General features: G+C 65.4%; 23 protein-coding genes. 10 read left to right on the forward strand and 13 right to left on the reverse strand.

Annotated elements, in window-relative coordinates:
- Both ACFJI2_RS01585 and ACFJI2_RS01590 read left to right on the forward strand, forming a co-directional pair.
- Window positions 1-1,218, forward strand: coding sequence for a phospholipase D-like domain-containing protein (locus ACFJI2_RS01585; RefSeq protein WP_377703462.1), 1,218 nt, complete (start codon window positions 1-3; stop codon window positions 1,216-1,218).
- The gene (locus tag ACFJI2_RS01590; protein WP_377703463.1) at window positions 1,218-2,333 is read left to right on the forward strand and encodes a S1/P1 nuclease; all 1,116 of its coding nucleotides are present in this window, start codon (window positions 1,218-1,220) and stop codon (window positions 2,331-2,333) included. The genes ACFJI2_RS01585 and ACFJI2_RS01590 overlap by 1 nt, the downstream gene beginning before the upstream one ends.
- Here the strand turns inward: ACFJI2_RS01590 and ACFJI2_RS01595 are convergent, their stop codons facing one another.
- The 3 genes from ACFJI2_RS01595 to ACFJI2_RS01605 all read right to left on the reverse strand — a co-directional run bounded on the left by ACFJI2_RS01595 (window position 2,334) and on the right by ACFJI2_RS01605 (window position 4,973).
- A complete protein-coding gene (locus tag ACFJI2_RS01595; protein ID WP_377703464.1) occupies window positions 2,334-3,248 on the reverse strand; it encodes a hypothetical protein in 915 nt (304 codons plus the stop codon). It abuts the gene before it with no gap.
- Between the two features lie 76 nt (window positions 3,249-3,324).
- A complete protein-coding gene (locus ACFJI2_RS01600) occupies window positions 3,325-4,140 on the reverse strand; it encodes an isocitrate lyase/phosphoenolpyruvate mutase family protein (protein WP_377703465.1) in 816 nt (271 codons plus the stop codon).
- A gap of 74 nt (window positions 4,141-4,214) precedes the next feature.
- Window positions 4,215-4,973, reverse strand: a complete 759-nt coding sequence (locus ACFJI2_RS01605; RefSeq protein WP_107876165.1) for a DeoR/GlpR family DNA-binding transcription regulator — start codon at window positions 4,971-4,973, stop codon at window positions 4,215-4,217.
- 41 nt (window positions 4,974-5,014) lie between these two features.
- On the opposite strand from ACFJI2_RS01605, the gene ACFJI2_RS01610 reads away from it, so the two are divergent.
- Window positions 5,015-5,635, forward strand: coding sequence for an NUDIX domain-containing protein (locus ACFJI2_RS01610; protein ID WP_377703466.1), 621 nt, complete (start codon window positions 5,015-5,017; stop codon window positions 5,633-5,635).
- Window positions 5,636-5,640: 5 nt separating this feature from the next.
- Here the strand turns inward: ACFJI2_RS01610 and ACFJI2_RS01615 are convergent, their stop codons facing one another.
- The 7 genes from ACFJI2_RS01615 to ACFJI2_RS01645 all read right to left on the reverse strand — a co-directional run bounded on the left by ACFJI2_RS01615 (window position 5,641) and on the right by ACFJI2_RS01645 (window position 12,052).
- A complete protein-coding gene (locus ACFJI2_RS01615; protein WP_377703467.1) occupies window positions 5,641-6,048 on the reverse strand; it encodes a VOC family protein in 408 nt (135 codons plus the stop codon).
- A 71-nt stretch (window positions 6,049-6,119) separates the two neighbouring features.
- Window positions 6,120-6,431, reverse strand: coding sequence for a hypothetical protein (locus ACFJI2_RS01620; protein WP_377703468.1), 312 nt, complete (start codon window positions 6,429-6,431; stop codon window positions 6,120-6,122).
- Between the two features lie 25 nt (window positions 6,432-6,456).
- Window positions 6,457-7,164, reverse strand: a complete 708-nt coding sequence (locus ACFJI2_RS01625; protein ID WP_377703470.1) for a glycine-rich domain-containing protein — start codon at window positions 7,162-7,164, stop codon at window positions 6,457-6,459.
- A gap of 225 nt (window positions 7,165-7,389) precedes the next feature.
- Window positions 7,390-8,361: an ABC transporter permease gene (locus ACFJI2_RS01630; protein ID WP_377703471.1), complete on the reverse strand. Its 972-nt coding sequence runs from the start codon at window positions 8,359-8,361 to the stop codon at window positions 7,390-7,392.
- A 4-nt stretch (window positions 8,362-8,365) separates the two neighbouring features.
- On the reverse strand, window positions 8,366-9,445 hold the full coding sequence (locus ACFJI2_RS01635) for an ABC transporter permease (protein ID WP_377703472.1): 1,080 nt from the start codon (window positions 9,443-9,445) through the stop codon (window positions 8,366-8,368).
- Complete coding sequence (locus ACFJI2_RS01640; RefSeq protein ID WP_377703473.1) at window positions 9,442-10,971, reverse strand: ABC transporter ATP-binding protein; 1,530 nt, start codon at window positions 10,969-10,971, stop codon at window positions 9,442-9,444. Before ACFJI2_RS01640 ends, ACFJI2_RS01635 begins: the two co-directional genes overlap by 4 nt.
- A gap of 85 nt (window positions 10,972-11,056) precedes the next feature.
- The gene (locus ACFJI2_RS01645) at window positions 11,057-12,052 is read right to left on the reverse strand and encodes a BMP family protein (RefSeq protein WP_377703474.1); all 996 of its coding nucleotides are present in this window, start codon (window positions 12,050-12,052) and stop codon (window positions 11,057-11,059) included.
- Between the two features lie 533 nt (window positions 12,053-12,585).
- Here ACFJI2_RS01645 and ACFJI2_RS01650 point away from each other — a divergent pair.
- The 4 genes from ACFJI2_RS01650 to pcp all read left to right on the forward strand — a co-directional run bounded on the left by ACFJI2_RS01650 (window position 12,586) and on the right by pcp (window position 17,303).
- Window positions 12,586-14,838, forward strand: a complete 2,253-nt coding sequence (locus ACFJI2_RS01650; protein WP_377705780.1) for a TonB-dependent receptor — start codon at window positions 12,586-12,588, stop codon at window positions 14,836-14,838.
- A 68-nt stretch (window positions 14,839-14,906) separates the two neighbouring features.
- Window positions 14,907-15,701 (forward strand): DUF969 domain-containing protein, encoded by a 795-nt coding sequence (locus ACFJI2_RS01655; protein WP_377703475.1) that lies wholly within the window; start codon window positions 14,907-14,909, stop codon window positions 15,699-15,701.
- Window positions 15,698-16,654, forward strand: a complete 957-nt coding sequence (locus tag ACFJI2_RS01660) for a DUF979 domain-containing protein (protein ID WP_377703476.1) — start codon at window positions 15,698-15,700, stop codon at window positions 16,652-16,654. Before ACFJI2_RS01655 ends, ACFJI2_RS01660 begins: the two co-directional genes overlap by 4 nt.
- Window position 16,655: 1 nt before the next feature.
- On the forward strand, window positions 16,656-17,303 hold the full coding sequence (gene pcp, locus ACFJI2_RS01665) for a pyroglutamyl-peptidase I (protein WP_377703477.1): 648 nt from the start codon (window positions 16,656-16,658) through the stop codon (window positions 17,301-17,303).
- A 55-nt stretch (window positions 17,304-17,358) separates the two neighbouring features.
- Here pcp and ACFJI2_RS01670 read toward each other — a convergent pair whose 3' ends face one another.
- Genes ACFJI2_RS01670 through ACFJI2_RS01680 form a run of 3 tightly spaced genes read right to left on the reverse strand, consistent with a single transcriptional unit; the run spans window position 17,359 to window position 20,330 of the window.
- On the reverse strand, window positions 17,359-18,258 hold the full coding sequence (locus tag ACFJI2_RS01670; RefSeq protein ID WP_377703478.1) for a LysR family transcriptional regulator: 900 nt from the start codon (window positions 18,256-18,258) through the stop codon (window positions 17,359-17,361).
- A gap of 12 nt (window positions 18,259-18,270) precedes the next feature.
- The gene (locus ACFJI2_RS01675; RefSeq protein ID WP_377703479.1) at window positions 18,271-19,191 is read right to left on the reverse strand and encodes a pseudouridine-5'-phosphate glycosidase; all 921 of its coding nucleotides are present in this window, start codon (window positions 19,189-19,191) and stop codon (window positions 18,271-18,273) included.
- Between the two features lie 20 nt (window positions 19,192-19,211).
- Entirely contained in the window at window positions 19,212-20,330 is a 1,119-nt protein-coding gene (locus ACFJI2_RS01680; RefSeq protein ID WP_377703480.1) for a carbohydrate kinase, read from the reverse strand.
- 232 nt (window positions 20,331-20,562) lie between these two features.
- Between ACFJI2_RS01680 and xapA the strand changes: the two genes are divergently transcribed.
- The 3 genes from xapA to deoC all read left to right on the forward strand — a co-directional run bounded on the left by xapA (window position 20,563) and on the right by deoC (window position 23,619).
- A complete protein-coding gene (gene xapA / locus ACFJI2_RS01685) occupies window positions 20,563-21,402 on the forward strand; it encodes a xanthosine phosphorylase (RefSeq protein ID WP_377703481.1) in 840 nt (279 codons plus the stop codon).
- 70 nt (window positions 21,403-21,472) lie between these two features.
- Window positions 21,473-22,666, forward strand: a complete 1,194-nt coding sequence (locus ACFJI2_RS01690) for a phosphopentomutase (protein ID WP_107876193.1) — start codon at window positions 21,473-21,475, stop codon at window positions 22,664-22,666.
- A complete protein-coding gene (gene deoC, locus ACFJI2_RS01695) occupies window positions 22,663-23,619 on the forward strand; it encodes a deoxyribose-phosphate aldolase (protein WP_057153405.1) in 957 nt (318 codons plus the stop codon). Before ACFJI2_RS01690 ends, deoC begins: the two co-directional genes overlap by 4 nt.
- Window positions 23,620-23,639: the final 20 nt, after the last annotated feature.

Genomic DNA, 23,639 nt, shown 5'->3' on the forward strand with positions numbered 1-23,639 from the left:
ATGCGTAAACCAGTACTGACCGCACTGCTGGCCGCGAGCTTCGGCAGCGCCCATGCAGACTTCCGCATTCCCGGCTACGAGCTGGTGCTGACCACGCCGGTCGAAACCACGCTGGCCAACCCCGACCTGCGCGACGCGGCGGCCGTGTGGACTGAGCTGTTCGACAACGCGAAGAAGGATATCGCCATCGGCCAGTTCTACGCCGTGGTGCGCGAGGGCAGCGCGTTTGAAAAGGTGTTCGAGCACCTGGAGGCGGCCGGCAAGCGCGGCGTGAAGATCCGCTTCCTGCTCGACAAGAAGGGCGTGAACCTGTCCGAAGCGCCCACCATCGAGCGCCTGAAGGCCATACCCAACCTGGAACTCCGCGTCCTCGACTACAACCAGCTGACAGGCAACGGCATCATCCACGCCAAGTACCTGGTGGTGGACCACGAGGTGGCCTACATGGGCAGCCAGAACTTCGACTGGCGCTCGTTCACGCACATCCACGAAACCGGCCTGCGCATCACGGACGCCAAGGTGGTCAAGCAGATCCAGGCCATCTTCGACCAGGACTGGAGCGCCCAGGCGCGCCTGGCGCGCGGCCTGCGCGTGCCGGAAATCGGCACGGCGGTGTCCAGCGCGAACTACGCGCCGGACGCCTTCCTGATGGCCAGCCCTTACGCCTACAACCCGGCCGGCGTGGCCGATTCCGAGCGCGGCCTGCCGGCGCTGCTGGAAGAAGCGCAAAGCGAAGTGCGGGTGCAGCTGCTGGACTACGCGCCGCTCAGCTACGGCCCGAAAGGCACGCGTCCCTACTATCCGGTGGTGGACAACGCCGTGCGCGCGGCTGCGCAGCGCGGCGTCAAGATCAAGCTGATGGTGTCCAACTGGAACACCGAGGCGCCCGCCATCGCCTACCTGAAAAGCCTGGCGCTGCTGCCCAACGTGGAGATCCGCGTGGTGACCTTGCCGAAGGCATCCGAGGGCTTCATTCCATTCGCGCGCGTCATCCACAGCAAGACCATGAGCATAGACGGCAAGGTGGCGTGGGTGGGCACCAGCAACTGGGCCGGCGGCTATTTCGACCTGTCGCGCAACCTGGAAGTGGTGATGCGCAACGAGCAGATGGCGCAGCGCATCGCCGCGCTGCACCAGCAGTTGTGGGACTCGCCGTATGCGGCGCCGCTGGACGTGAACAAGACCTATCCGAAGCCAAGTAAAGGGAAAGAAGAATAATGAAGAAGCTCGCATGCGTGCTGGCGCTGGGCGCCGCCTTTGTATCGACCAATGCGCTGGCCTGGGGCAACGACGGCCACCGCATCGTCGGTTCCATCGCCGACCAGCTGATCAAGGGCAGCTACGCCGAGAAGCAGGTGCGCGCGCTGCTGCTGCCGGGCGAGAGCCTGGAAAAGGTCGCCACCTGGATGGACTGCGTGAAGGGCAGCTACTGCGGCCCGCAGACCGCCGAGATGACCGAGTACACGGCGGCCAACCCCAAGCACAGCGAATACCATTACACTGACGTGCCGTTCCAGCTGGATGAGTACCGTGACCACGGCGTGGGCACCGACGAGCACGACATCGTGCAGTCGCTGCGCCAGGCCATCTGGGTCCTGCAGGGCAAGGACGGCGCGGCCGTCAACCCGCACAAGTTCACCAGGCGCCAGGCCTTGCTGCTGCTGACCCACCTGGCGGGTGACGTGCACCAGCCGCTGCACGTGGGCTCGGCCTTCATCAGCAAGGAGGGCGTGTTCGTGGTGCCGCTCAAGCAGGAGCAGATCGACGGCGTGAACATCTTCAATCCGCAAGGCGGCAACAACATGCTGCTGGACGACGCCAAGGTGGCTGCCATGGGCAGCGCGCTGATCCCCGCGCCGCTGCCGAAAGAGGGCGAGGAAGCCAAGGCCGCCGAGGCCAAGCCTGCCGATGCCAAACCTGCCGCCGATGCCAAGCCGGCGCCGAAGACCAAGCCGTTCCACTCCTACTGGGATACCACCGTGGTGGACTACGCCATGCGCCGCGTGAGTGCGCGCACGCCGGAGCAGTTCGCGCAGATCGCCATCGCCGGCAAGCCCGCCGTGGCGCTCAACTCGGGCGACCCGGCCAGCTGGCCATACCAGTGGGCCAACGACGCGCTGGCGGTGGCCAAGGCCGCGCATGCCGGCGTCACCGTTGGCCCGGCCGGCACGCAGACCAGCCGCACCGGCAGCGTCTACACCGTGTGGCAGCTGAACGTGCCGGACAACTATCCGGTGCCGTCGTCGGCCATCGCCAAGGAACAGCTGATCAAGGGCGGCTACCACCTGGCTTCGCTGCTGCAGGCGATCTGGCCGGAGCCGGCGGCGAAGTAACTACTTCGCGGGAGGCGGCCGGTACCACAGTTCCGGCCGGTGCAGCGGCGTGTCCGGCGACAGGCCGGGATGGGGGATGGACAGCAAGCGGCGCTTCTCCAGCCCGCAGCGCTCAATGATGGGGCCTTTGTACTTGCGGAACAGCGCGCTCAGCGTGCCGTCTTGCACCATGCTTTCCAGGCCGGCCGTGAGGCGCCTTGCCAGCCGTTCGCCCTCGGCGTCGCGCCGCACGAACAGGTAGCGCGGCAGCGGGTAGGCCAGCAACAGGCTCGGTTCCAGCGCTATGCGCGGAAACTGCGCCTGCGCTTCGCGCAGCTCCAGCGGCGCCTCGTCCACGCCGCGCGAATAGAAGTCGAAGCGGCCCGCCATCAGCATGGAGTACAGGTGCTCGAAAGTGCCTTCGACCACGGGGATGCCGGCCGCGCGCAGGATATTGACGTCGGCCCAGTCCTTGCCCTGGCCGGCGCGCAGGGCGCGCAAGTCCGCCAGGCTGCGCACGGCGCCGAAGCGCGGCAGGTCGGCCTCACGCACCAGGAACACGCGCAAGCCCAGCAGCCCTTTGTCGATGGGGATGCGGACCGGCAGAAGCTGCCGCTCCACCGCCGGCGACGTGGCGCGCGCCAGCACGTTGATGCGGCCCTGCGGCAGCGTCAGTTCCTGCGTCACCCGGGGCGGCGACATGGCCTCGTCCAGCTGGCGCATCTCGAACGGCCCGAACGCGGGCACGGATTTCTCCAGCGCGGTGCGCAGTATCAGCCAGTCGTAATCGTAGCGCTCGTTCATCGTCTCGATGTGGCGCGGATAGACGATCTGTTGCGGTGCAGCCCGGGCGTCCGCGCTGCCGAGCACCGGCAGCAGGCAGCCCGAAAGGGTGCCCTCCAGAAAACGCCTGCGGGTGGGGGAGGTGCCTGCCATTCAGCCAGTGTGCCATTCCCGCAGCGCGCCAGCAAGCGCCGCGCAGCGGTTTCGTTGCCCGCGGCTGCTTGCCGCGCTACTTCGCGCGGCCGGCCAGGAACAGCTGCTGGATGTCGCCGTAGGCCATGGCTTTCTGCATCAGCGGGCCGGCGCTGCCGGTCTCGAGGAAGCCTTGCGCCATTTCGCGCGCCGCGCCCCACAGCGCCTGCGCAATGCCGGAGCCGGCGCTGAAGCGGCGCGCGCCCAGCGCGCTCAGTTCGGCCGCGGCCGGGATGCCGGGCCAGTCCATCACGTTCAGCGGCAGGCCTGCACCGGCCGCCACCTCGCGGATCTCGTCCGGCAGGCAGATGCCCGGCACGAACAGGCCGTCCGCGCCGGCGGCGCGGTAGCTTTCCGCACGCGCCAGCACTTCCCGCACGCGCTGGCCTTCGGGCGCCAGGCCGCGCAGGTAGACGTCGGTACGCACGTTGACGAAGATGTCGCCGCCGGCCTTGGCCACCGCTTCCTTGATGGCTTCCACCTTGCGCGCCAGCAGCACGGGCGCGTCGCCGCCGTCCTCGATATTGATGCCGGCCACGCCGCTGTCGACCAGCAGCATGATGTAGGCGGCCACCGTGGCCGGCTTGTCCGAATAGCCGTTTTCCATGTCCACCGTGAGCGGCACGTTCAGCACGCGCACGATGTTCTGCGCAGCGGCGATGGCGGCGCTGGCCGGCATGTTGTGGCCGTCCGCGTAGCCCAGCGACCAGGCCAGGCCGGCGCTGGTGGTGGCCACGGCGGGCGCGCCCAGGCTCTCGATCAGGCGGGCGCTGCCCGCGTCCCAGGCGTTGGCCAGGCGCAGCAGCTCCGGTCCCTGGTGCAGTTGGCGGAAGGCGGTCGCGGGTCGTGTCATGGCAGGCTCCAGATGTGCGTAGGTTGGCGGTAGGTGGGCGGTGGAAGAATGGCCTATTTTACATTGTTATCGATTTAAGTTGCCAATGTGATAGCGATGCCCATGCTGCGGTAGGGCGCCAGCAGCGCCTCGTCCACGCCCGCGTTGACGATGATGTCGCTTACCTGCGCCAGCGGCACGGTGTGGAAGGGCGCGGCCGTGTCCAGCTTTTCCGGCGAGGCCAGCACCACCGTGCGCAGCGCCGCCGCGCTGATGGCGCGCTTGACGCAGCCTTCCTCGTAGTCGCCGGTGGTCACGCCCGCCTGCGGGTGCACGCTGCACACGCCCATGAAGAAAATGTCGGCCCGGACCTGGCCGATGGCTTCCATGGTGGCGGCGCCCACGCCGACGATGGAATGCTTGAACAGGCGTCCGCCTATCATGATCACTTCCACCGTGGGATGTTCGGCCAGTTCCACCGCGATGCTGGGGCTGTGCGTCACCACCACGGCGCGCAGGTCGCGCGGCAGGTGGCGCGCCACTTGGACCGCCGTGGTGCCGCCGTCGATGAACACCACCTGGCCGGGGCGCACCATGGCGGCGGCGGCGCGCCCGATGGCGGGCTTGCAGTCGGCCGAGATCTGCTGGCGCTGGGCGAAGTTGCCCAGCGCGGGCGAGGCGGGCAGGGCGCCGCCGTGCACGCGCTCCAGCAAGCCTTCCTTGGCCAGCTCGCGCAGGTCGCGCCGGATGGTGTCCTCGGACAGGCCCAGTTTCTCACTCAGCGTTTTGGCCACGATCTGGCCGTCCTCGCGCAGGATCTTGAGCAGCAGCTCTTTGCGTTGGCGTGTCAGCATTGCACGAATTTTCTTGATATTGCACGAATTTGCATACTATCATGGAAACCCGATCACACAGCAAGGAGAGCAGCATGCCGGAAGACCGCGTCAGGATACGCGCCGTGGAGACCCTGTCGGACGACTGGTATCTGCTGCGCAAAACCACCTTCGATTACCGCCGTGGCGACGGCAGCTGGCAGACCATGTCGCGCGAGACCTACGACCGGGGCCACGGCGCCGTCATCCTGCTGTACCACCGCGCGCGGCGTAGCGTGGTCCTGGTGCGCCAGTTCCGCTTCCCGGCCTACGGGCAGGACGGGCACGACGGCTTCCTGATCGAAGCGCCGGCCGGGCTGCTGGACCAGGCCAGCCCGGAGGAGCGCATCAAGGCCGAAGTGGAGGAGGAGACCGGCTACCGGGTGGCGGAGGTGCAGAAAGTGTTCTCTGCCTTCATGAGCCCCGGCTCGGTCACCGAGCGGCTGCACTTCTTCGTGGCCGAATACGACCCCGCCTCGCGTCCCGGCGGCGGGGGCGGCCTGGCGGCCGAGGGCGAGGACATCGAGGTGCTGGAACTGCCGCTGGAGCGCGCGGTCCGGATGATGGAAAGCGGCGAAATCTGCGACGCGAAAACCATCATGCTGCTGCAATACGCGCAGCTGCAGCTGTTCCGGGTCGGCTGATACGCTTACAGGGCGGTATAGACGACGGAATCGGCCGAGCGCTTGAACGGGCCGTGGAATACCGCCTCGACATTGTTGCCGTCCGGGTCGAAGGCGAAGGCGGCGTAATAGCCGGGGTGGTACTCGCGCTCGCCGGGGCCGCCGTTGTCGCGCCCGCCGGCCGCCAGCACGGCCTTGTGGAAGGCCTGTACCGTCTCGCGGTCCTTGGCGATGAAGGCGATGTGCACGTGCGATACCGGGCCGTCGGCCTTGTCCACGTACAGGTCGTCGAGATAGAAGTTGCCTTCGCCTTCCACAATCTCGCCAGCCAGTCCCAGGGCGCCGAACGCCGCCCGGTAGAAACGCTTGCTCGCGTCCACATCGGCCACGCGCAGGTGCACGTGGTCAAACAGTCTGCCTCGATGAAATTCCATGGCTCGCTCCTTGAAATGGGTCGGGCCAGTATAGAAGCGCTAGCGCGGCGGGCGCGCCAGTTTGACTGCCGTCAATTGCCGAATCCGTAGCGCAGCACCATGCCCACGATCACGCAGCCGCCGGCCGTGAACAGCAGCTTGTTGCGCAGGTTGTCCGAGCCGAGCGCCGCCTGGCGCTGCTGCTGCGCCATGTCGCTTTTCTTCTTGCCGATGATCAGGGGGCTGAGAAACCACAGCACGCCCAGCAGCAGCCAGCCGATGCCGGTGACGGTCATGCCGGTGGAGCCGGTCTTGATGCCGTCCACCACGCGGATGGCGGCCATCACGGCGCCGAAGGCCAGCCAGCAGACGCGGGCCAGGAGATGGGTTTTGATTTTTTCCATGGGCGGCATTATACGGGCTGCGCCTTCAATCGCCACCGCCCCCGCCGCAGCCACCGCCGCCGCAGCCGCTGTCGCCGCCGCCGCCATCGCTGCCGCCGTCGTTGCCGCCGCTTCCGCATGAGCCCGAATCGCTGCCGCCGCTGCCGTCGCTGCTGCCCAGTTCGGCGCCGCAGTAGACCGTACCGCCGCTATCGTTCTGCCGCCTGAAGCCGCTGCAGTCGGGCGTGTAGATAAAGCCGTTGGGAATGTTCAGCTTGGTGTCCAGTGCGAACAGCAGCGGCAGGCGGCTGGGCTTGCCCGGGTTGATGTTTTCTTCCAGGCAGGCGAAATGCCAACAGCGCCGCAGGCCGCCATCGTCCTGGCGCGCCGTGCCGAGCACAATGGCTGGCGTATGGTGCAGATAGCGTCCGAACGCGTGCTGGCAAAACTGGTGGTAATTCTTGGTGTACAGGATGAATTCATGCCACAGGTCATCCACCACCTGGGACGGCATGGACACGAACTTCCGGCCGCTCTTCAGGTGCGCCAGGAAGAACTGCCGCAGGCCCTGCGCCACCAGCTGGCACTCTTTGGTGCTCAGGTGGGGATGCTTCTGCGTCAGTTTCTCGAACAGGCCCTTGGGCAGCACGAAGGTGCGGATATGGGCTTCCCGCTTCAGCTTGACCTGGCGCTGCCACAGGAAGGCGGAGACCCCGGCAAGCGAGGCGCAGGCGATGGTGACGAGAATCGACATGGTGGCAGGCCTTTACGCGAAGGTGGGAGCGGGCCGGCCGGTGCATCAGGTGCTGTTTACCCAGCGCCGCGCAAGGATGATTGCATATGCGAAATATCGCGTCAAATGATACGGCCAGCCAGGCTTGAGGTGCGTCAGCTATGCGATGATGAGGCTTAATGGAGCGGACTGTCGTAATAGGATGCATGCGGATGGCGCGCGCGGCGCCATCCACGGGGACGCGCCTTAGCGCGATTTGACGAACGGTACGCCGATGGCTTTCGGAGCCACGGACTTGGCCATCAGGCCGGCCAGCACGATCACGGTGACCACGTACGGCACCATCTGGATCAGCGAGCCCGGGATGCGGCCCACCACCGGCAGGTCCACGCCTTCGATCTGGATCTGCACCGCGCCGAAGAAGCCGAACATCAGGCAGCCGAAGAAGGTGTACAGCGGACGCCAGTTGCCGAACACCATGGCCGTCAGCGCCAGGTAGCCGGCGCCGGCCGACATGTCACGCAGGAAGAAGCCGCTTTGCACGATGGCCAGGTAGGCGCCCGAGAACGAGCACAGCACGCCGGCGATCAGCATGGCCTTGTAGCGCGTCCATTCCACCGACACACCGGCCGCGTCGGCCGCGTGCGGGTTCTCGCCGCAGGCGCGCAGGCGCAGGCCGAAGCGGGTGTGGTACAGCACCCAGTGCACCAGCGGCACCAGCGCGAAGGCGAGGTAGACCAGCACCGAATGGCCGCCGATCAGCTTGGTGTACAGCCAGCCCAGGAAGGGCACGTCCGCCACTGCGGCGCTGCCCGGCAGCACCACGTCGAACAGGCGCGCCTGGCCCAGGTCCGGTGTGCGGCCGCCTTGTTGGAAGAAGAACTGGGCCACCACGAAGGTCAGCCCGCTCATGGCGATGTTGATGGCGATGCCGGCCACCAGCTGGTTGCCCTTCTGCGTGATGCTGACGTAGCCTTGCAGCGTGGCCAGCGCCACCGATACGGCCACGCCGGCCGCCACGCCGTACCACGGGTTCTGCGTGGCGAAGGCCACCGCCGCCGAGACGAAGGCCGAAGCGAGGATCTTGCCTTCGAGGCCGATGTCGATCACGCCCGAGCGCTCCGCGAACAGGCCGGCCATGGCGGCGAAAATCAGCACCGGCGCGTTGCGCACGGTCGATACCAGGATGCTGCCGATGTGCAGGTCTTCAAAAGTCATGTCATTACCCCTTGGCCTTGATCAGCTTCATGATGGCCGGTGCGTAGAAGTTCTCCATGGCGCCGCAGAACAGGATGATCAGGCCCTGGATGAAGATAAACGTTTCGGTCGGGATGTTCGGCTTTTCCAGCGACAGGTCGAAGCCGCCCTGGATCAGCGCACCGAACAGCACGGCCGACAGGAAGATGCCGACCGGGTGCTGGCGGCCCATCAGCGCGATCGCGATGCCGACGAAGCCGGCGCCGCCGACGAAGTTGAGCGACAGGTAGTGGGTGGAACCCATGATGGAGTTGACCGAGCCCAGGCCGGCCAGCGCGCCCGAGATCAGCATGACGACGATGATCATCTTGCTGATGCGGATGCCGGCGTAATGCGCGGCGTGCTTGTTCAAGCCGGTGGCGCGCAGCTTGTAGCCCCAGGCCGAACGCGTCACCACCACGCCGTAGATGGCCAGCGCGAAGATGGCCAGCAGGAAGCTCACGTTGAGCGGCGTGTCGCCCAGCACCGGGAACCAGGTGTTCAGGCGCGGCATTTCCGCGGCGGCCGAGAACACGCGGCTGGCGGTGTTCTGCTCGCCCGGCGGGATCAGGTACTTCACGATGAAGAAGTTCATCAGCGAGGCGGCGATGAAGTTGAACATGATGGTGGTCACCACGATGTGGCTGCCGCGCCTGGCCTGCAGGTAGCCCGGCAGGAAGCCCCACAGCGCGCCGAACAGGGCCGCGCCGAGGATGCCGCACGGGATCAGCAGCCACCATGGCAGCGTGGCGTCGAACGTCAGCATGGCCAGCGTCAGGCCCAGGCCGCCGATGTACATCTGGCCTTCGGAGCCGATGTTGAACAGGCCGGCCTGCATGGCGATCGACACCGACAGGCCGGTGAAGATGAAGGTGGAGGCGTAGAACAGCGTGTAGCTCAGGCCTTCCGGGTTGACGATGGCGCTGTTGATCAGGATGCGCATGGAGTCCACCGGGTCTTCGCCGAGCAGGTGGATCACCAGGGCCGCCACCAGCAGTGCCGAGAGCAGGTTCAGTACGGGCAGGACAAAGGCTGTCGCCCAGCGTGGCATATCGTTAGTGTTCATGATTTATGCATGCCCCCCATCAGCAGGCCGATGCGGGTGGTGTCGAATTCGTCGATTTTCAGTTCGCCGGTGATGCTGCCGCCGCACATGACCAGGATGCGGTCGGCCAGCGCGCGCACTTCCTCCAGCTCCACCGAAACGAGCAGGATGGCCACGCCGGCGTCGCGCAGCGCGAGCAGCTGGGTGTGGATGGATTCGATGGTGCCGATGTCCACGCCGCGCGTGGGCTGGCCCACCAGCATCAGCTTGGGCTTGGCCAGCACTTCGCGCGCGATCACCACCTTCTGCTGGTTGCCGCCGGAGAGCAGGCCGATGCGCAGGTCCGGATTGGCCGGACGCACGTCGAAGGCCTTCAGCAGGCCGGCGCAGCGCTCGGCCACGCCCTTGAAGTCGATCAGGCCCCAGGCGTTCTTTACGCGGTCCTGGTAGCCGAAGAAGGTGTTGTGCATGACAGAGAAGTTCTTGATCACGCCGTCGCGCAGGCGGTCTTCCGGCACGTGGCCGATGCCCAGGTGGCGGAACTCCAGCGGCAGGCCGTCGGCGTCGCTGCGGCCGGCGTAGGGCAGCGGCTTGCCCTGGAAGTCCACTTCGCCGGAGGTGGGCAGGCGCATGCCGGACAAAATTTCCATCAGCTCGCTCTGGCCGTTGCCGGACACGCCGGCGATGGCCACGATCTCGCCTGCGCGCAGCGTGAAGTTCAGTTTGTTCAGCAGGCTCACGCCCTGGTCGTCGGTCAGCTGCAGGTTGCGCACTTCCAGCACCGGCGCGCCCGGATGGTAGGCGGCGCGCGGCAGGTTGTTTTCGATCGGGCGGCCCACCATCATGTTGGCCAGCTCTTCCTTCGAGGTCTGCGCGGTTTGCACGGCGCCCACCACGCGGCCGCCGCGCATCACGGTCACCGTGTCGGTGATGTCGAGGATTTCCTGCAGCTTGTGGGTGATCAGGATGATGGTCTTGCCCTGTTCCTTGAACAGGCGCAGGATCTCGAACAGCGACTCGGTCTCCTGCGCGGTCAGCACGGCGGTCGGCTCGTCCAGGATCAGGATGTTGGCGCTGCGGTAGATCTGCTTGAGGATCTCCACGCGCTGCTGCGCGCCCACCGACAGGTCATGGATGGTGGCCAGCGGATCGACGTCCAGGCGGTAGCGCGCGCAGATCTCGCGCAGCTGCGCTTCCACGGCGGCGCGCTTGCCGGCCAGCTTGAAGCCGCCCTCGGCGCCCAGCATCACGTTGTCGAGCACGGTCATGTTCTCGACCAGCATGAAATGCTGGTGCACCATGCCGATGCCCAGGCGGATCGCCTCGTGGCTGCTGTGGATGTGGCGGACCTGGCCGTCCAGCAGGATCTCCCCGCCGTCGGCGCGGTAGTATCCGTACAGGATGCTCATCAGGGTCGATTTGCCGGCGCCGTTCTCGCCCACCAGGCCATGGATGGCGCCCTTGGCAATGGAGAAGCTGACGTCCGTGTTCGCCTTGACCGCCCCGAAGTGCTTGGAGATGCCGCGAAATTCTACTGCTGGGTGCATAGGATCACTGGATGATGGTTGCTATGACTGAAAAACGCGCCGGACGGGATAACCCGCCGGCGCGTTCTCTTTTTGAATCACGTGATTAGACCGGGCAGCTGTTGCCGGTGCGATAGTCGATCACTTTGACTTTGCCGTCGATGATGTCTTTGCGGACGCCCAGGACTTTCTTTTCGATTTCCGGGGTGATCAGCTTGCGGTTGTGCTCGTCCAGCGCCCAGTCCACGCCGCCTTCCTTCAGGCCCTTGGCGGTGACGCCGGCTTTCCAGGTGCCGTTCTTCATCTGCATGAAGGAATCGTAGACGGCGTTGTCCACGCGCTTGACCATGGAGGTCAGCACGCTGCCCGGGTACAGGCTGTTCTGGTTGGAATCGACGCCGATGGACAGCTTGCCTTTTTCCTTGGCGGTCTGCAGCGTGCCCATGCCCGAGCCGCCGGCCACGGCGAACACCACGTCCACGCCGCGCTCGAACTGCGAGCGCGCCAGTTCGCCGCCCTTGGCCGGGTCGTTCCACGCGGCCGAGGTGGTGCCCACCATGTTCTGGATGACTTCGGCCTTCTTGTCGGCCGCCTTGGCGCCCTGGGCGTAGCCGCAGGCGAAGGTGCGGATCAGCGGAATGTCGATGCCGCCGATGAAGCCCAGTTTCTTGGTCTTGGAAGCCATGGCGGCGGCCACGCCCACCAGGTAGGAGCCTTCTTCTTCCTTGAAGGTGACCGAGTTCACGTTGGCGCCTTGCGCCACGCCGTCGATCAGCACGAAGCGCACTTTGGGGAATTCCTTGGCAACCTTCTGCACGGCCTGCGTCTGCGCGAAGCCGATCGAGGCGATCAGGTCCAGGTTCTTGCGGGCCAGGCCGCGCAGCACCTGCTCAGCCTGGGTGTCGCTGCTGGCTTGCACTTCGATGAACTTGATGTTGGTTTCTTTGCTGAAGCGCGAGGCGCCTTCAAAAGCGGACTGGTTGAACGACTTGTCGAACTTACCGCCCGCATCGTAGACGACAGCCAGTTTCGGGTCAGCGGCGCAAGCGCCAGCTGCCACGCACATGGCGGCTATCGTCATACTGAGTTGTTTGATTTTCATGAGTAGGCTCCTGGAAGTTCGATATTGTATATTTTTTGCGGCGGAAACATGTAATTTGGCCGATTTTTCGCGCCCACGCTTACCAGATTGTTATTGTTGCATCACACGCAAAACGTGAAACTTGGTCATATTGTGTCGCGACCATGTCGTGTTGATGCAACATTGTCGATACACTCTGAAATATTTTCACTTGTTGCTTTTTCATGCAGTTGCCGATCGGTATAGCCAAATCGGCACTGCCGTCCCACGCCCTTATCACACTCTGCCGCACTATGGCGCGCTCGCTGCATATATGTACCAGCATGGCGGTTGGATAGTCGCTTACTATGCATGAGCCGGTATATGTATGGCAAATACGTTTTTTATTGCTTATTTATATGTCAAACATATAAATGGAAACTATTGTCGCGTAATTTCCAGTCAAAACTTTTCATGCTAGGATTCGCGCTTGTAACGATTTTTCTTTGTTTTTTGTAAAGCTTAAACGAATAATTCGCACCGTCCGGTGCAGTCCCAGCAAGGAGTGGTTCATGATGACAAAAAGTAAGTACGCGTCCCGTACGCTGATCGCCCTGGCGGTCGCCGGCGCCTTCCCGCTGCACGGCGCGATGGCCCAGGAAGCCGCCCAAGCCGACGCCAAGCCGCAGTCCGGCCAGCTCGAGACGGTGATCGTGACGGCAGCGCGCCGCTCGGAAAACATCAAGGATGTGCCGATGGCCATCTCCACCATGAAAGGCGAAAAGCTGGACGTGCTGACCGCCGGCGGCGACGACATCCGCTTCATGTCCGGCCGCACCCCGTCGCTGAACGTGGAGTCGGACTTCGGCCGTTCCTTCCCGCGCTTCTACATCCGCGGCCTGGGCAACACCGACTTCGACCTGAACGCTTCCCAGCCGGTCGGCCTGGTGTACGACGGCGTGGTGCAGGAGTCGCCGATGCTGAAAGGCTTCCCGGTCTTCGACGTGGAACAGATTGAAGTGCTGCGTGGCCCGCAAGGCACGCTGTTCGGCCGCAACTCGCCGGCCGGCGTGATCAAGTTCGACTCCGTCAAGCCGTCCAATAAGCAGGAAGGCTATGTGTCGGCCGGCTTCGGCAAGGACGGCGTGTTCAATGCCGAAGGCGCTTTCAACCTGCCGGTCAACGACATGATCAGCGCCCGCGTGTCGCTGCAGTCGCAGTCGCGCGACGACCGCGTGCACAACCCGCGTATCACCGGCACCCAGGACTTCGAGGGCTACAAGGACAACGCGGCCCGCGTGCAGGTGGCGTTCAAGCCGACCAAGGAATTCAGCGCCCTGTTCAATGTGCACCACCGCGACATGGACGGCAGCGCCACCTTGTTCCGCGCCGGCATCATCAAGAAGGGTACCAACGAGATCGTCGACGGCTTCGACTACGGCAGCTACCCGACCGACGGCTTCAACACCCAGAAGCTGAAAGTGACCGGCTCCAGCCTGACCATGCGCTACGACCTGCCGACGATGACGCTGCACTCCATCACCGGCTACGAGAAGGCCAAGTTCTACAGCCGCGCCGACGTGGACGGCGGCTACGGTTCAGGCGCCACCTCCGGCCCGGCCCCGGCCTTCATCCCGTTCACTTCCGAAACCGCCGACGGCCTGCCGGACCACAAGCAGATCTCGCAAGAGTTCCGCGTCGAGTCCAACACCAAGGACCGCCTGCAGTGGATCGCCGGCGTGTACTACTTCAAGGAAGACATCACCGTCGACAGCTTCAACTTCGACACCCTGGGCGGCGGCGTGGTCAACGGCTACGCGCAGCAGACCCAGAACTCGCGTTCGTGGGCCGCTTTCGGCTCCGTGAACTACGCGCTGAGCGATGTATGGAAAGTGCGCGCCGGTATCCGCTACACCGACGACAAGAAGGACTTCGTCGCTGCCCGCACGCTGACGCCGTTCGGCGGCAAGAACGTCGGCCCGCTGTTCGCGCATCCGCAGGACACCAACGTGAGCTGGGACCTGAGCACCAACTACGAGATCGACAAGAACACCAATGTGTACGGCCGCATTGCGACCGGCTACCGCGCTCCGTCCATCCAGGGCCGCGTGCTGTTCGGCGACACCATCTCGGTGGGCGACTCGGAGAAGAACCTGTCGGTGGAAGCCGGTATCAAGCAGGACTTCCTGAACAAGCGCGCGCGCCTGTCGGCATCGGTGTTCAAATACCGCGTGAAAGACCTGCAGCTGACCGCAGGTTCGGGCTCGGTCAACCAGAACCGCCTGGTCAACGCCGACAAGGCTGAAGGCCAGGGCTTCGAACTGGATCTGCAAGCCATCATTTCGGACGAATGGCGCGCCACCATCGGCGGCAGCTACAACGACACCGAGATCAAGGACGCCGGCCTGTTCGTGTCCCCATGCGGCAACGGCTGCACCGTGACCAACCCGACCCAGACCGTGGGCGGCAGCCGCGTTGCGCTGATCAACGGCAATCCGCTGCCGCGCGCGCCTAAGTGGGTAGGCAATTTCACGCTGCGCTACAGCACCCCTGTGGCCAACGGCGAGTTCTACGCCTACAACGACTGGGCCTACCGCGACAAGTACAATATGTTCCTGTACGAAGCGAAGGAATACAAGGCCAAGTCCCTGCTGGAAGGCGGCCTGCGCGCTGGCTACAAGTGGGCCGACGGCAAGTATGAAGTCGCCGCCTACGGCCGCAACATCACCGGCCGCGAGCAAGTCATCGCCGCGATCGACTTCAACAACCTGACCGGCATCGTCAACGAGCCGCGCACCTATGGTGTGCAGTTCAAAGCCAACTTCTGATAGTTTCCTTATCGGCGAGGCCCGCGCATCGTAAGATGTGCGGGCTTTTTTACTTTCTGGGGAGACGCATGCAGACAGCGGTAAGTTTATGGCCCTTGCTGGGCGTGGCGGTGATCGTGATCGGCTTCCTGCTGCGCGCGCATCCGGTGCTGGTGGTGGTGGCGGCCTGCTTCACCACAGGGTTCGCGGCCATGATGCCGGTGGAGGCCTTGCTGGCGTCGCTGGGCCGGGCCTTCGTCAAGACGCGCAACCTGCCGCTGATCTACCTGATGCCGCTGGCGGCCATCGGGCTGCTGGAGCGCTACGGCTTGCGCGAGCACGCGCAGGCGGCCATTGCGCGCGTGAAGTCGGCCACGGCCGGGCGCATCCTGATTGTCTACCTGACGGTGCGCGAACTGTCGGCAGCAGCCGGGCTGACCAGCCTGGGCGGGCATCCCAACATGGTGCGGCCGCTGGTGTCGCCGATGGCCGAAGCGGCGGCCGAGCTGCGCCATCCGGGCCTGAGCGAGCGGCTGCGCCAGCGCGTGCGCGCCATGGCTGCCGCCACCGACAACGTGGGCCTGTTCTTCGGCGAGGACATCTTCGTGGCCTTCGGCGCCATCGTGCTGATGCAAACCATCCTGCGCGGGGAGGGCATCGAGGCCAATCCGCTGCACATGGCGCTGTGGGGCATCCCCACCGCCGTGTCGGCCTACATCATCCACGCCTGGCGCTTGCGCCGCCTGGACCGCGAGATCGAACGCGAACTGCTTGCCGCCGCAGGCAAGGCAGCCGGCGCGCATGCCGCTGCTGCCGGCATGCCGGCATCGCCTGCCGCCGCGCCGTCTTCTCCGCAGCCGCCGCACCAGGGAGGGCAGCCATGATCTTCAAGCTCGACTACTTTTACCTGCTGCTGGGCGCCGTCCTCGCACTGATCGCGCTGTTCACGCTGGTGGACCGCAGCAACCCGCGCCGCCACAGCACCGCGCTGTTCTGGGCGCTGTACGCCACCATCTACCTGGGCGGCGAAGCGCTGCCCGAAGCGACCGCCGGCGCCATCATGATCGCCATGGCGCTGCTGGCCGGCTTTGGCGGCGTGCGCATGGGCGCGCCCAAGCACCTGCCGGAATCCGAGCGCCGCAGCAGCGCCCGGCGCCTGGGCAACAAGCTGTTCGTGCCGGCGCTGGTCATCCCCGCCGTCACCATGGCCTGCGCCACGCTGCTCAAGGACGTGAAACTGGGCGGCCTGTTCCTGTTCGACCAGAAGCACCTGACGCTGGCCGCGCTGGGCTGCGCCTCGGTGATCGCGGTGGCCGTCGCCTGCGTCATGCTGCGCGCCTCGCCGCTGCAGGCCGCGCGCGAGCAGCGCCGCCTGGTGGACGCCATGGGCTGGGCCATCGTGCTGCCGCATATGCTGGCCGTGCTCGGCCTGCTGTTCACCGAGGCCGGCGTGGGCAAGGCCGTGGCGCACGTCAGCACTTCCTACATCAATATGGACTGGAAACTGGTGGCGGTGGCGGTGTACTGCGGCGGCATGGCGCTGTTCACCATCGTCATGGGCAACGGCTTTGCTGCTTTTCCGGTGATGGCGGGCGGCGTCGGCATTCCGGTGCTCGTCAACGTCTACCACGCCAATCCGGCCATCATGGCCGCCATCGGCATGTTCAGCGGCTACTGCGGCACGCTAATGACGCCGATGGCGGCCAATTTCAACATCGTGCCGGCCGCGCTGCTGGACCTGCACGACAAGCACGCCGTCATCAAGGCCCAGGTTCCCACCGCGCTGCCCCTGCTGGGGGCGAATATACTGTTGCTGTACTTCCTGATGCACTATTGAAATGAAAACCATACTGTTGACCGGCTTCGAGCCTTTTAACCAAGAGACCATCAACCCCGCCTGGGAAACCGTGCGCGCGCTGGACGGCTGGAGCGAGGACGGCTTCCGCGTGGTGGCGCGCCAGCTGCCGTGCGTGTTCGGCGAGGCCAACGACGCCATGGCGCGGGCGGTGGCCGCACTCGATCCGGCCGTGGTGATCGCGGTGGGACAGGCCGGCGGCCGCTGCGACCTGTCGGTGGAACGCGTGGCCATCAACATCGACGACGCGCCCATCATGGACAACCGCCAGCAGCAGCTGGTAGACCAGCCCATCGTGCCCGGCGGCCCGGCGGCCTATTTCTCCACGCTGCCGATCAAGGCCATCGTGCAGGCGCTGCGCGCGGCCGGGCTGCCCGCTTCGGTGTCGCAAACCGCAGGCACCTTCGTTTGCAATCACGTGTTTTATGGGCTGATGCACGCCGCCGCCTCGCGCAAGGGAAGCATGCGGGCCGGGTTCATCCACATTCCGTATTTGCCGCAACAGGCGGCAGCCCACTCCGGCGCGGCCAGCATGTCGCTGGCGGACATGGTCGAGGGCATCCGCATCGCCGTGCGCACCGCGCTCACCACCGGCGCCGACCTGCGCGTGCAGGGCGGGGCCACGCAGTAGCCGTAGCCGGGCTGAGCCGCATTCGGGGTCAGACCCCGAATGCGGCTCAGCTCGCTCAGGTCGCGGGCTTGAGGATGTTGAGGAAGGCGCGCACGACGGGGGCGTCGTCCAGCGTGGTGTAGGTGATGTAGAGGTTGGCTGACGGGGGATTGGTGCGGATTGGGACGAATACCACGCCGGGCCAGCCGATGCGGCTGGTGGTCTCGGGCAGCAGCGCCACGCCCAGGCCCGCGCCCACCATGGCCAGCAGCGTCTGCGGCTCGGACGCTTCCTGGAAGATCGTGGGCTGGAAGCCGGCCTTCACGCAGCACTGGATCAGGTAGCGCGGGAAGGCGGACTTGTCGAGCGCCAGCGTCAGCATCGGTTCGCTGGCGATGTCGGTCAGCTCGATTGCGTCCTGCTTGGCCAGCGGGTGGTGTTCGTTGAGCGCCACGCACACGTTCTCGCGGAAGCACAGTTCCTGGCGCAGGTTGTCGTTCTTCAGGTCGTCATCGTTCAGGCGCGGCTCGCGCCAGAAGCCGACGTCGATCTGCTTGGCGCGCAGCGCTTCGTATTGCACCGTGGGGCCGAATTCGTGGATGGTCCATGTCACGCGCGGGAACTTGCTCTGGAATTCCTCCAGTAGCGAGGGAATCGGCCCCCACATCGCCGAGCCCACGATGCCCACCCGCAGGCGGCCCACCTCGCCGCGGTCGATCTGGCGGATGGTGTCGATGGTCATGCGCATCTTGGCCAGCAGGTCGGACGCTTCGGACATCAGCGCCTTGCCTGCCACCGTCAGCTCGAAGGTGCGCGTGGTGCGCGCGAACAGGCGCACGCCCAGTTCGCTTTCCAGTTTCATGATCTGCTGGCTCAGGGGCGGCTGCGAAATGTGCAGGCGTTCGGCGGCGCGGCTGAAACTCTTTTCTTCTGCCACGGCGAGGAAGTACTTTAGCTGTTTCAGGTCGATGGACATGGCAAGCCTTCTTTATGCGACAGGATGCTCCAGCAGGGCGCGCGCCAGTTCGGCGCCCACCCGCGCATTGTTCTTCACCAGCGCGATATTGGTGGCCAGGCTGCGGCCTTCGGTGAGCTGCTTGATGCGCGCCAGCAGGAAGGGCGTGACCTTCTTGCCGGTGACGCCGCCCGAGGCCGCCTCGCCCAGCGCCTGGGCGGTGATGGCGTCGATTTCCGCCTTCGGCATGGCGTCGGCCTGCGGCACCGGCGCGCTGACCACCACGCCGCCTTTCAGGCCCAGCTTCCACTTGGTGTTGATGAAGGAGGCCTGCTCGGCCGGCGTGTCGAGCTGGAAGTCGGCGTTGAAGCCGCTTTCGCGCGTGAAGAAGGCGGGAAAGCCGGGCTGGCCCACGCTGACCACCGGCACGCCGTGCGTTTCCAGGTATTCCAGCGTGAGGCCGATGTCCAGGATGGACTTCACGCCCGCGCACACCACGGCCACCGAGGTGTGGGCCAGTTCCTGCAGGTCGGCCGAGATGTCGAAGCTGGTCTCGGCGCCGCGGTGCACGCCGCCGATGCCGCCGGTGACGAACACGTGGATGCCGGCCAGTTCGGCGCAGATCATGGTGGCGGCCACGGTGGTGGCGCCCAGCTTGCCGGTCGATAGCACGTAGGGCAGGTCGCGGCGGCTGACCTTCATGGCGTCCGGCGAATTGCCCAGCAATTCCAGCTGCTCCGGCGACAGGCCGATGCAGATCTTGCCGCCGATGATGGCGATGGTGGCCGGCACGGCGCCCGCGTCGCGGATGATCTGTTCGACTTCTTTGGCCGTCTGCACGTTTTGCGGATAAGGCATGCCGTGCGAGATGATGGTCGATTCCAGCGCCACGACCGGCTTGCCCGCTGCGCGCGCGTTGGCCACTTCGGCCGAGTAGGAGAGGAATTGGTGCATGGTGTTGATCCTAGTTAGTCCTAAGGTGCCAGGTGTTGGAATTCGCTGATCTCGTCGAGAATGTCGGCGGCCAGCAGCGGGGAGACGGTGTCGGGGCTTTCCAGCGTCATGGCGGCCACTTTCAGGCCGCGCCTGCAGGCCAGCGTGAGATCGCCGCTGCCCTGGTAGATGGACCAGCACACGCCCGCCGAGAAGGCGTCGCCGGCGCCGGTCACGTCCACCACGTCCACTTGCGGCGCGGGCAGCCAGACCAGGCCGCCGTCCGCGCCTCCGGTGTGGAACACGCCTTCGCCGCCGCAGGTGATGATGATGTCTTGCGCGCCTTGCTGCTGCACTTCGCGGCAGGCCGCCGCCAGCGCGGCTTCGTCCGGCAGCGCGCGGCCGGCGCGGGTTTCCAGTTCGCCGCGGTTGAGCACCAGCAGGCGCAGGCCGTGCAGCTCGCGCGGCAGGCGCGCCATCTTGGGCTGCGACACGGCCACGATGATGAGGTTGACAGCGTCGCGCCGCGCGTCCTGCAGCAGCAGGGCCACGCTGTCGAGCGGCAGGTTCAGGTCGGCCACCACCATGGCCGCGCCGCTGCGCTGCGGCGCGCGGCTGGCCAGGAAGTCCGGCGTCATCTGGTCGTACAGGGCCATGTCGGCCAGGGCCAGCACCAGTTCGCCGCGCTCGTCCAGCACCGCCGTGTAGGTGCCGCTGTAGGTGTCGTTCAGGCGCAGGCTGCCGCGCGTGTCGATGCCTGCGCTCTCGGCGCGCGCCTGCAGCGAGTTGCCGGCCGCGTCGTCGCCCACCGCCGTCAGCAGCGCGGCGGGCAGGCCGAGGCGGGCCAGGTTCTCGGCGATGTTGCGCGCCACGCCGCCGTGCACTTCTTCGGCGTAGGCGGGATTGGAAGTGCCCATCTGCAGCGTTTCCAGCGTGCGCAGCTTGCGGTCCAGGTTGGCAGCGCCTATACAGAGTACAGGACGCTTATCCGGCAGCACGTAGGCGCGGCCCAGCAGCCTGCGTTCGCGTATCAGGCTGGCGATGTGGCCGGCCACGGCCGAGCGCGACAGCCGCAGCTCGACCGCCAAGTCCTGCTGCGAGACGAAGGGATTGGCGCGGATCAGCTCGTAGAGCTGTTCTTTCTTGGAGGTGTCCGTCACGGGCAATGGCCTTGTAAACATTTGTCCTTCATCGTAAACATTTGTTTGCATGCTGTCAAATGAGGCATATCCCGTAATTTATACGACTTTCATATAAATGACCAAGAAAAATGGTATTTGCCATACATATCGGCGCTGAGGCATAGTGTCGCCTGTATAGTCGTATGTCACATATCCGCATTGCCGCAGCGCCAAATCTCATAGTTAAAACATCTTAAAAACGAGGATAACCATGTCTAGCAATTCTCCATTCCAGGCCGCCGCCATCGTCCGTTCGCGCATGCCGGCGAACTTCCAGCCACGCCTGGCCATGATCCTGGGCTCCGGCCTGGGCGTCCTGGCGGAGCAGATGACGGACGCGGTCACCATCGGTTTCGACGAACTGCCCGGCTTCCCCATCTCCACCGTGCACGGCCACGCCGGCGCCATGGTGCTGGGCACGCTGAACGGCGTGCAGGTGGTGTGCCTGAAGGGCCGCGGCCACTTCTACGAAGGCTACGGCCTCGGGGTGATGACCTCCGCCGTGCGCACCCTGAAGCTGCTGGGCGTGGACTTCCTGTTCGTGACCAACGCGGCCGGTTCGCTGCGTCCTGAAGTCGATGCCGGCTCGCTGGTGGCGCTGACCGACCATATCAACTTCCTGCCGGGCACCCCGATGATAGGCCCGAACGACGAACGCTTCGGCCCGCGCTTCTTCAGCATGGCCAACGCCTACGACGCCGACCTGCGCAACCTGCTCAAGAACACCGCGGCCGACCAGGCTATCACGCTGCACGACGGCGTCTACATCGCCTACGCCGGCCCGAACTTCGAAACCCCGGCTGAAATCCGCGCCTTCAAGACGCTGGGCGCGGACGTGGTGGGCATGTCGGTGGTGCCGGAAGTGGTGCCGGCGCGCCACTGCGGCCTGAAGGTGGTGGGCGTGTCCGTCATCACCAACCTGGCCGAAGGCCTGTCGCCGTTCCCGCTGTCGCACGAGCAGACCCTGAAGTACGCCGCCATCGGCGCCGAAAGCCTGATCAAGCTGATCCTGGCCTTCGTTGAGAACGTGGCAAAAACGCCTAAGGCGTAATAACAAAAGGGGCGGCTGGACCGCCCCTGTGCTTTATTCGGCATAAACTGACCTTTTGAGCGAGCCTATCATGTCACGCGCATTCATCCTCCTATTGGACTCCTTCGGCCTGGGCGCAACGCCCGATGCCGGCAAATACGGCGACAGCGCCGCCAACACCTTCGGCCACATCGCCGCATGGGCCGCCAGCGAAGGCAAGCCGATGTCGCTGCCGAACATGGAAAAACTGGGCCTGGCAGCGGCCGCCCACGCAGCCAGCGGCCAGTGGGCCGAGGGCTTCGCGCAGCGCGACGGCTTCACCGCCGCCTACGGCGCCGCGCGCGAGCAATCGACCGGCAAGGACACGCAGAGCGGCCACTGGGAAATCGCCGGCGTGCCGGTGCTGTTCGACTGGGGCTACTTCCCGAAGACCGTGCCGTCGTTCCCGCAAGAGCTGACCGACAAGCTGCAGGAACTGACCGGCGTGCCCGGCTTCCTGGGCAACTGCCACGCTTCTGGCACCACCATCATCAACGAACTGGGCGACGAGCACGTCGCCACCGGCAAGCCTATCCTCTACACCTCGGCCGACTCGGTGCTGCAGATCGCCTGCCACGAAGAGCACTTCGGCCTGGAGCGCCTGTACGACATGTGCGAGAAGGCCTATGAGCTGGTCAAGCCGTACAACATCGGCCGCATCATCGCGCGCCCCTTCGTGGGCGCCAACGGCAACTACAAGCGCACCGCCAACCGCCACGACTACGCCATTCCGCCGCACGCGCCCACCTTGCTGGACCACGTGAAGAACGAAGGCGGCGAAGTGATCGCCCTGGGCAAGATCAGCGACATCTACGCCGCGCAAGGCGTGAGCCGCGTGGTGAAAGGCCCGGACAATATGGCCCTGTTCGACGCGCTGCTGAAGGTGCAGGACGAGGCGGGCGACAAGTCGCTCACGTTTGTGAACTTCGTCGACTTCGACCAGGCCTTCGGCCATCGCCGCGACGTGGCCGGCTACGCCAACGCGCTGCACGAGATGGACGCGCGCCTGCCCGAATTCTTCGCCAGGATGAAGGACGGCGACCTGTGCGTGATCACGGCCGACCATGGCTGCGATCCCACCTCGCCGGGCTCGGACCACACCCGCGAACACATCCCGATGATCTTCTTCGGCCCGGGCGTGCAAGGCCGCGCGCTCGGCATCTCGGAAACCTTCTCCGACATCGGCCAGACGCTGGCCCACCACCTGGGCGTGAAACCACTTTCCAACGGAACCAACCTCCTATGACCATCCCGCACGACTTCAAGCGCACCGAGGCCATGGCCCTCGACCTGAGCTGGCTGAACCACATCCACGTGAACAAGGCAGCGGCCGACCGGCGCGCCGCCTCGCTGGCGAACCGCCGCTCGGTGAAGAAAGAGTACCAGGCCGCCTGGCTGGTGAAGGCCATCGGCCTGATCGACCTGACCACGCTGTCGGGCGACGACACCCCGGGCCGCGTCGAGCGCCTGTGCATGAAGGCCATGCGTCCGCTGCGTTCGGACCTGGTGGAAGCGCTGGGTATCTCGAATGTGACCACCGGCGCCGTATGCGTGTACCACGAGATGATCAAGCCGGCCGTGCAGGTGCTGCAAGGCCGTTTGCCTATCGCCGCCGTATCGACCGGTTTCCCTGCGGGCCTGACCAGCATGGAAACCAAGGTGCGCGAGATTGAACTGAGCGTGGCGGCAGGCGCCACCGAGATCGACATCGTGATCACCCGCCAGCACGTCCTGACCGGCAACTGGCAGGCGCTGTACGACGAAATGCTGGCTTACCGCAAAGCCTGCGGCGAAGCGCACGTGAAGGCCATCCTCGCCACCGGCGACCTGGTGACGCTGGAAAACGTGGCCAAGGCCTCGTGGGTGTGCATGATGGCCGGTGCGGACTTCATCAAGACCTCCACCGGCAAGGAAGGCGTGAACGCCACCATTCCGGTGTCGCTGGTGATGGTGCGCGCCATCCGCGAGTTCTACGAGCAGACCGGCTTCAAGATCGGCTACAAGCCTGCGGGCGGCGTGGGCACCGCCAAGGGCGCGCTGCAGTACATGACCGTGATGAAAGAGGAACTGGGCAACGAGTGGCTGGAGCCGCACCTGTTCCGCATCGGCGCGTCGAGCCTGCTGACCGACATCGAGCGCCAGCTCGAGCACTACGTCACCGGCAACTACTCCGCTGCCCATCGTCACGCGCAACCGTAAGAACATCGAGAAGACACCGC

Origin of the sequence: Pseudoduganella sp. UC29_71 (genome assembly GCF_042693265.1) — a bacterium.
In the GTDB taxonomy this organism is placed as follows: domain Bacteria; phylum Pseudomonadota; class Gammaproteobacteria; order Burkholderiales; family Burkholderiaceae_D; genus Rugamonas.

Coding starts and splice junctions, on each gene's coding strand:
- ACFJI2_RS01585 (WP_377703462.1), top strand. CDS start 1: ATGCGTAAACCAGTACTGACCGCACTGCTGGCCGCGAGCTTCGGCAGC.
- ACFJI2_RS01590 (WP_377703463.1), top strand. CDS start 1,218: ATGAAGAAGCTCGCATGCGTGCTGGCGCTGGGCGCCGCCTTTGTATCG.
- ACFJI2_RS01595 (WP_377703464.1), bottom strand. CDS start 3,248: ATGGCAGGCACCTCCCCCACCCGCAGGCGTTTTCTGGAGGGCACCCTT.
- ACFJI2_RS01600 (WP_377703465.1), bottom strand. CDS start 4,140: ATGACACGACCCGCGACCGCCTTCCGCCAACTGCACCAGGGACCGGAG.
- ACFJI2_RS01605 (WP_107876165.1), bottom strand. CDS start 4,973: ATGCTGACACGCCAACGCAAAGAGCTGCTGCTCAAGATCCTGCGCGAG.
- ACFJI2_RS01610 (WP_377703466.1), top strand. CDS start 5,015: ATGGAAACCCGATCACACAGCAAGGAGAGCAGCATGCCGGAAGACCGC.
- ACFJI2_RS01615 (WP_377703467.1), bottom strand. CDS start 6,048: ATGGAATTTCATCGAGGCAGACTGTTTGACCACGTGCACCTGCGCGTG.
- ACFJI2_RS01620 (WP_377703468.1), bottom strand. CDS start 6,431: ATGGAAAAAATCAAAACCCATCTCCTGGCCCGCGTCTGCTGGCTGGCC.
- ACFJI2_RS01625 (WP_377703470.1), bottom strand. CDS start 7,164: ATGTCGATTCTCGTCACCATCGCCTGCGCCTCGCTTGCCGGGGTCTCC.
- ACFJI2_RS01630 (WP_377703471.1), bottom strand. CDS start 8,361: ATGACTTTTGAAGACCTGCACATCGGCAGCATCCTGGTATCGACCGTG.
- ACFJI2_RS01635 (WP_377703472.1), bottom strand. CDS start 9,445: ATGAACACTAACGATATGCCACGCTGGGCGACAGCCTTTGTCCTGCCC.
- ACFJI2_RS01640 (WP_377703473.1), bottom strand. CDS start 10,971: ATGCACCCAGCAGTAGAATTTCGCGGCATCTCCAAGCACTTCGGGGCG.
- ACFJI2_RS01645 (WP_377703474.1), bottom strand. CDS start 12,052: ATGAAAATCAAACAACTCAGTATGACGATAGCCGCCATGTGCGTGGCA.
- ACFJI2_RS01650 (WP_377705780.1), top strand. CDS start 12,586: ATGACAAAAAGTAAGTACGCGTCCCGTACGCTGATCGCCCTGGCGGTC.
- ACFJI2_RS01655 (WP_377703475.1), top strand. CDS start 14,907: ATGCAGACAGCGGTAAGTTTATGGCCCTTGCTGGGCGTGGCGGTGATC.
- ACFJI2_RS01660 (WP_377703476.1), top strand. CDS start 15,698: ATGATCTTCAAGCTCGACTACTTTTACCTGCTGCTGGGCGCCGTCCTC.
- pcp (WP_377703477.1), top strand. CDS start 16,656: ATGAAAACCATACTGTTGACCGGCTTCGAGCCTTTTAACCAAGAGACC.
- ACFJI2_RS01670 (WP_377703478.1), bottom strand. CDS start 18,258: ATGTCCATCGACCTGAAACAGCTAAAGTACTTCCTCGCCGTGGCAGAA.
- ACFJI2_RS01675 (WP_377703479.1), bottom strand. CDS start 19,191: ATGCACCAATTCCTCTCCTACTCGGCCGAAGTGGCCAACGCGCGCGCA.
- xapA (WP_377703481.1), top strand. CDS start 20,563: ATGTCTAGCAATTCTCCATTCCAGGCCGCCGCCATCGTCCGTTCGCGC.
- ACFJI2_RS01690 (WP_107876193.1), top strand. CDS start 21,473: ATGTCACGCGCATTCATCCTCCTATTGGACTCCTTCGGCCTGGGCGCA.
- deoC (WP_057153405.1), top strand. CDS start 22,663: ATGACCATCCCGCACGACTTCAAGCGCACCGAGGCCATGGCCCTCGAC.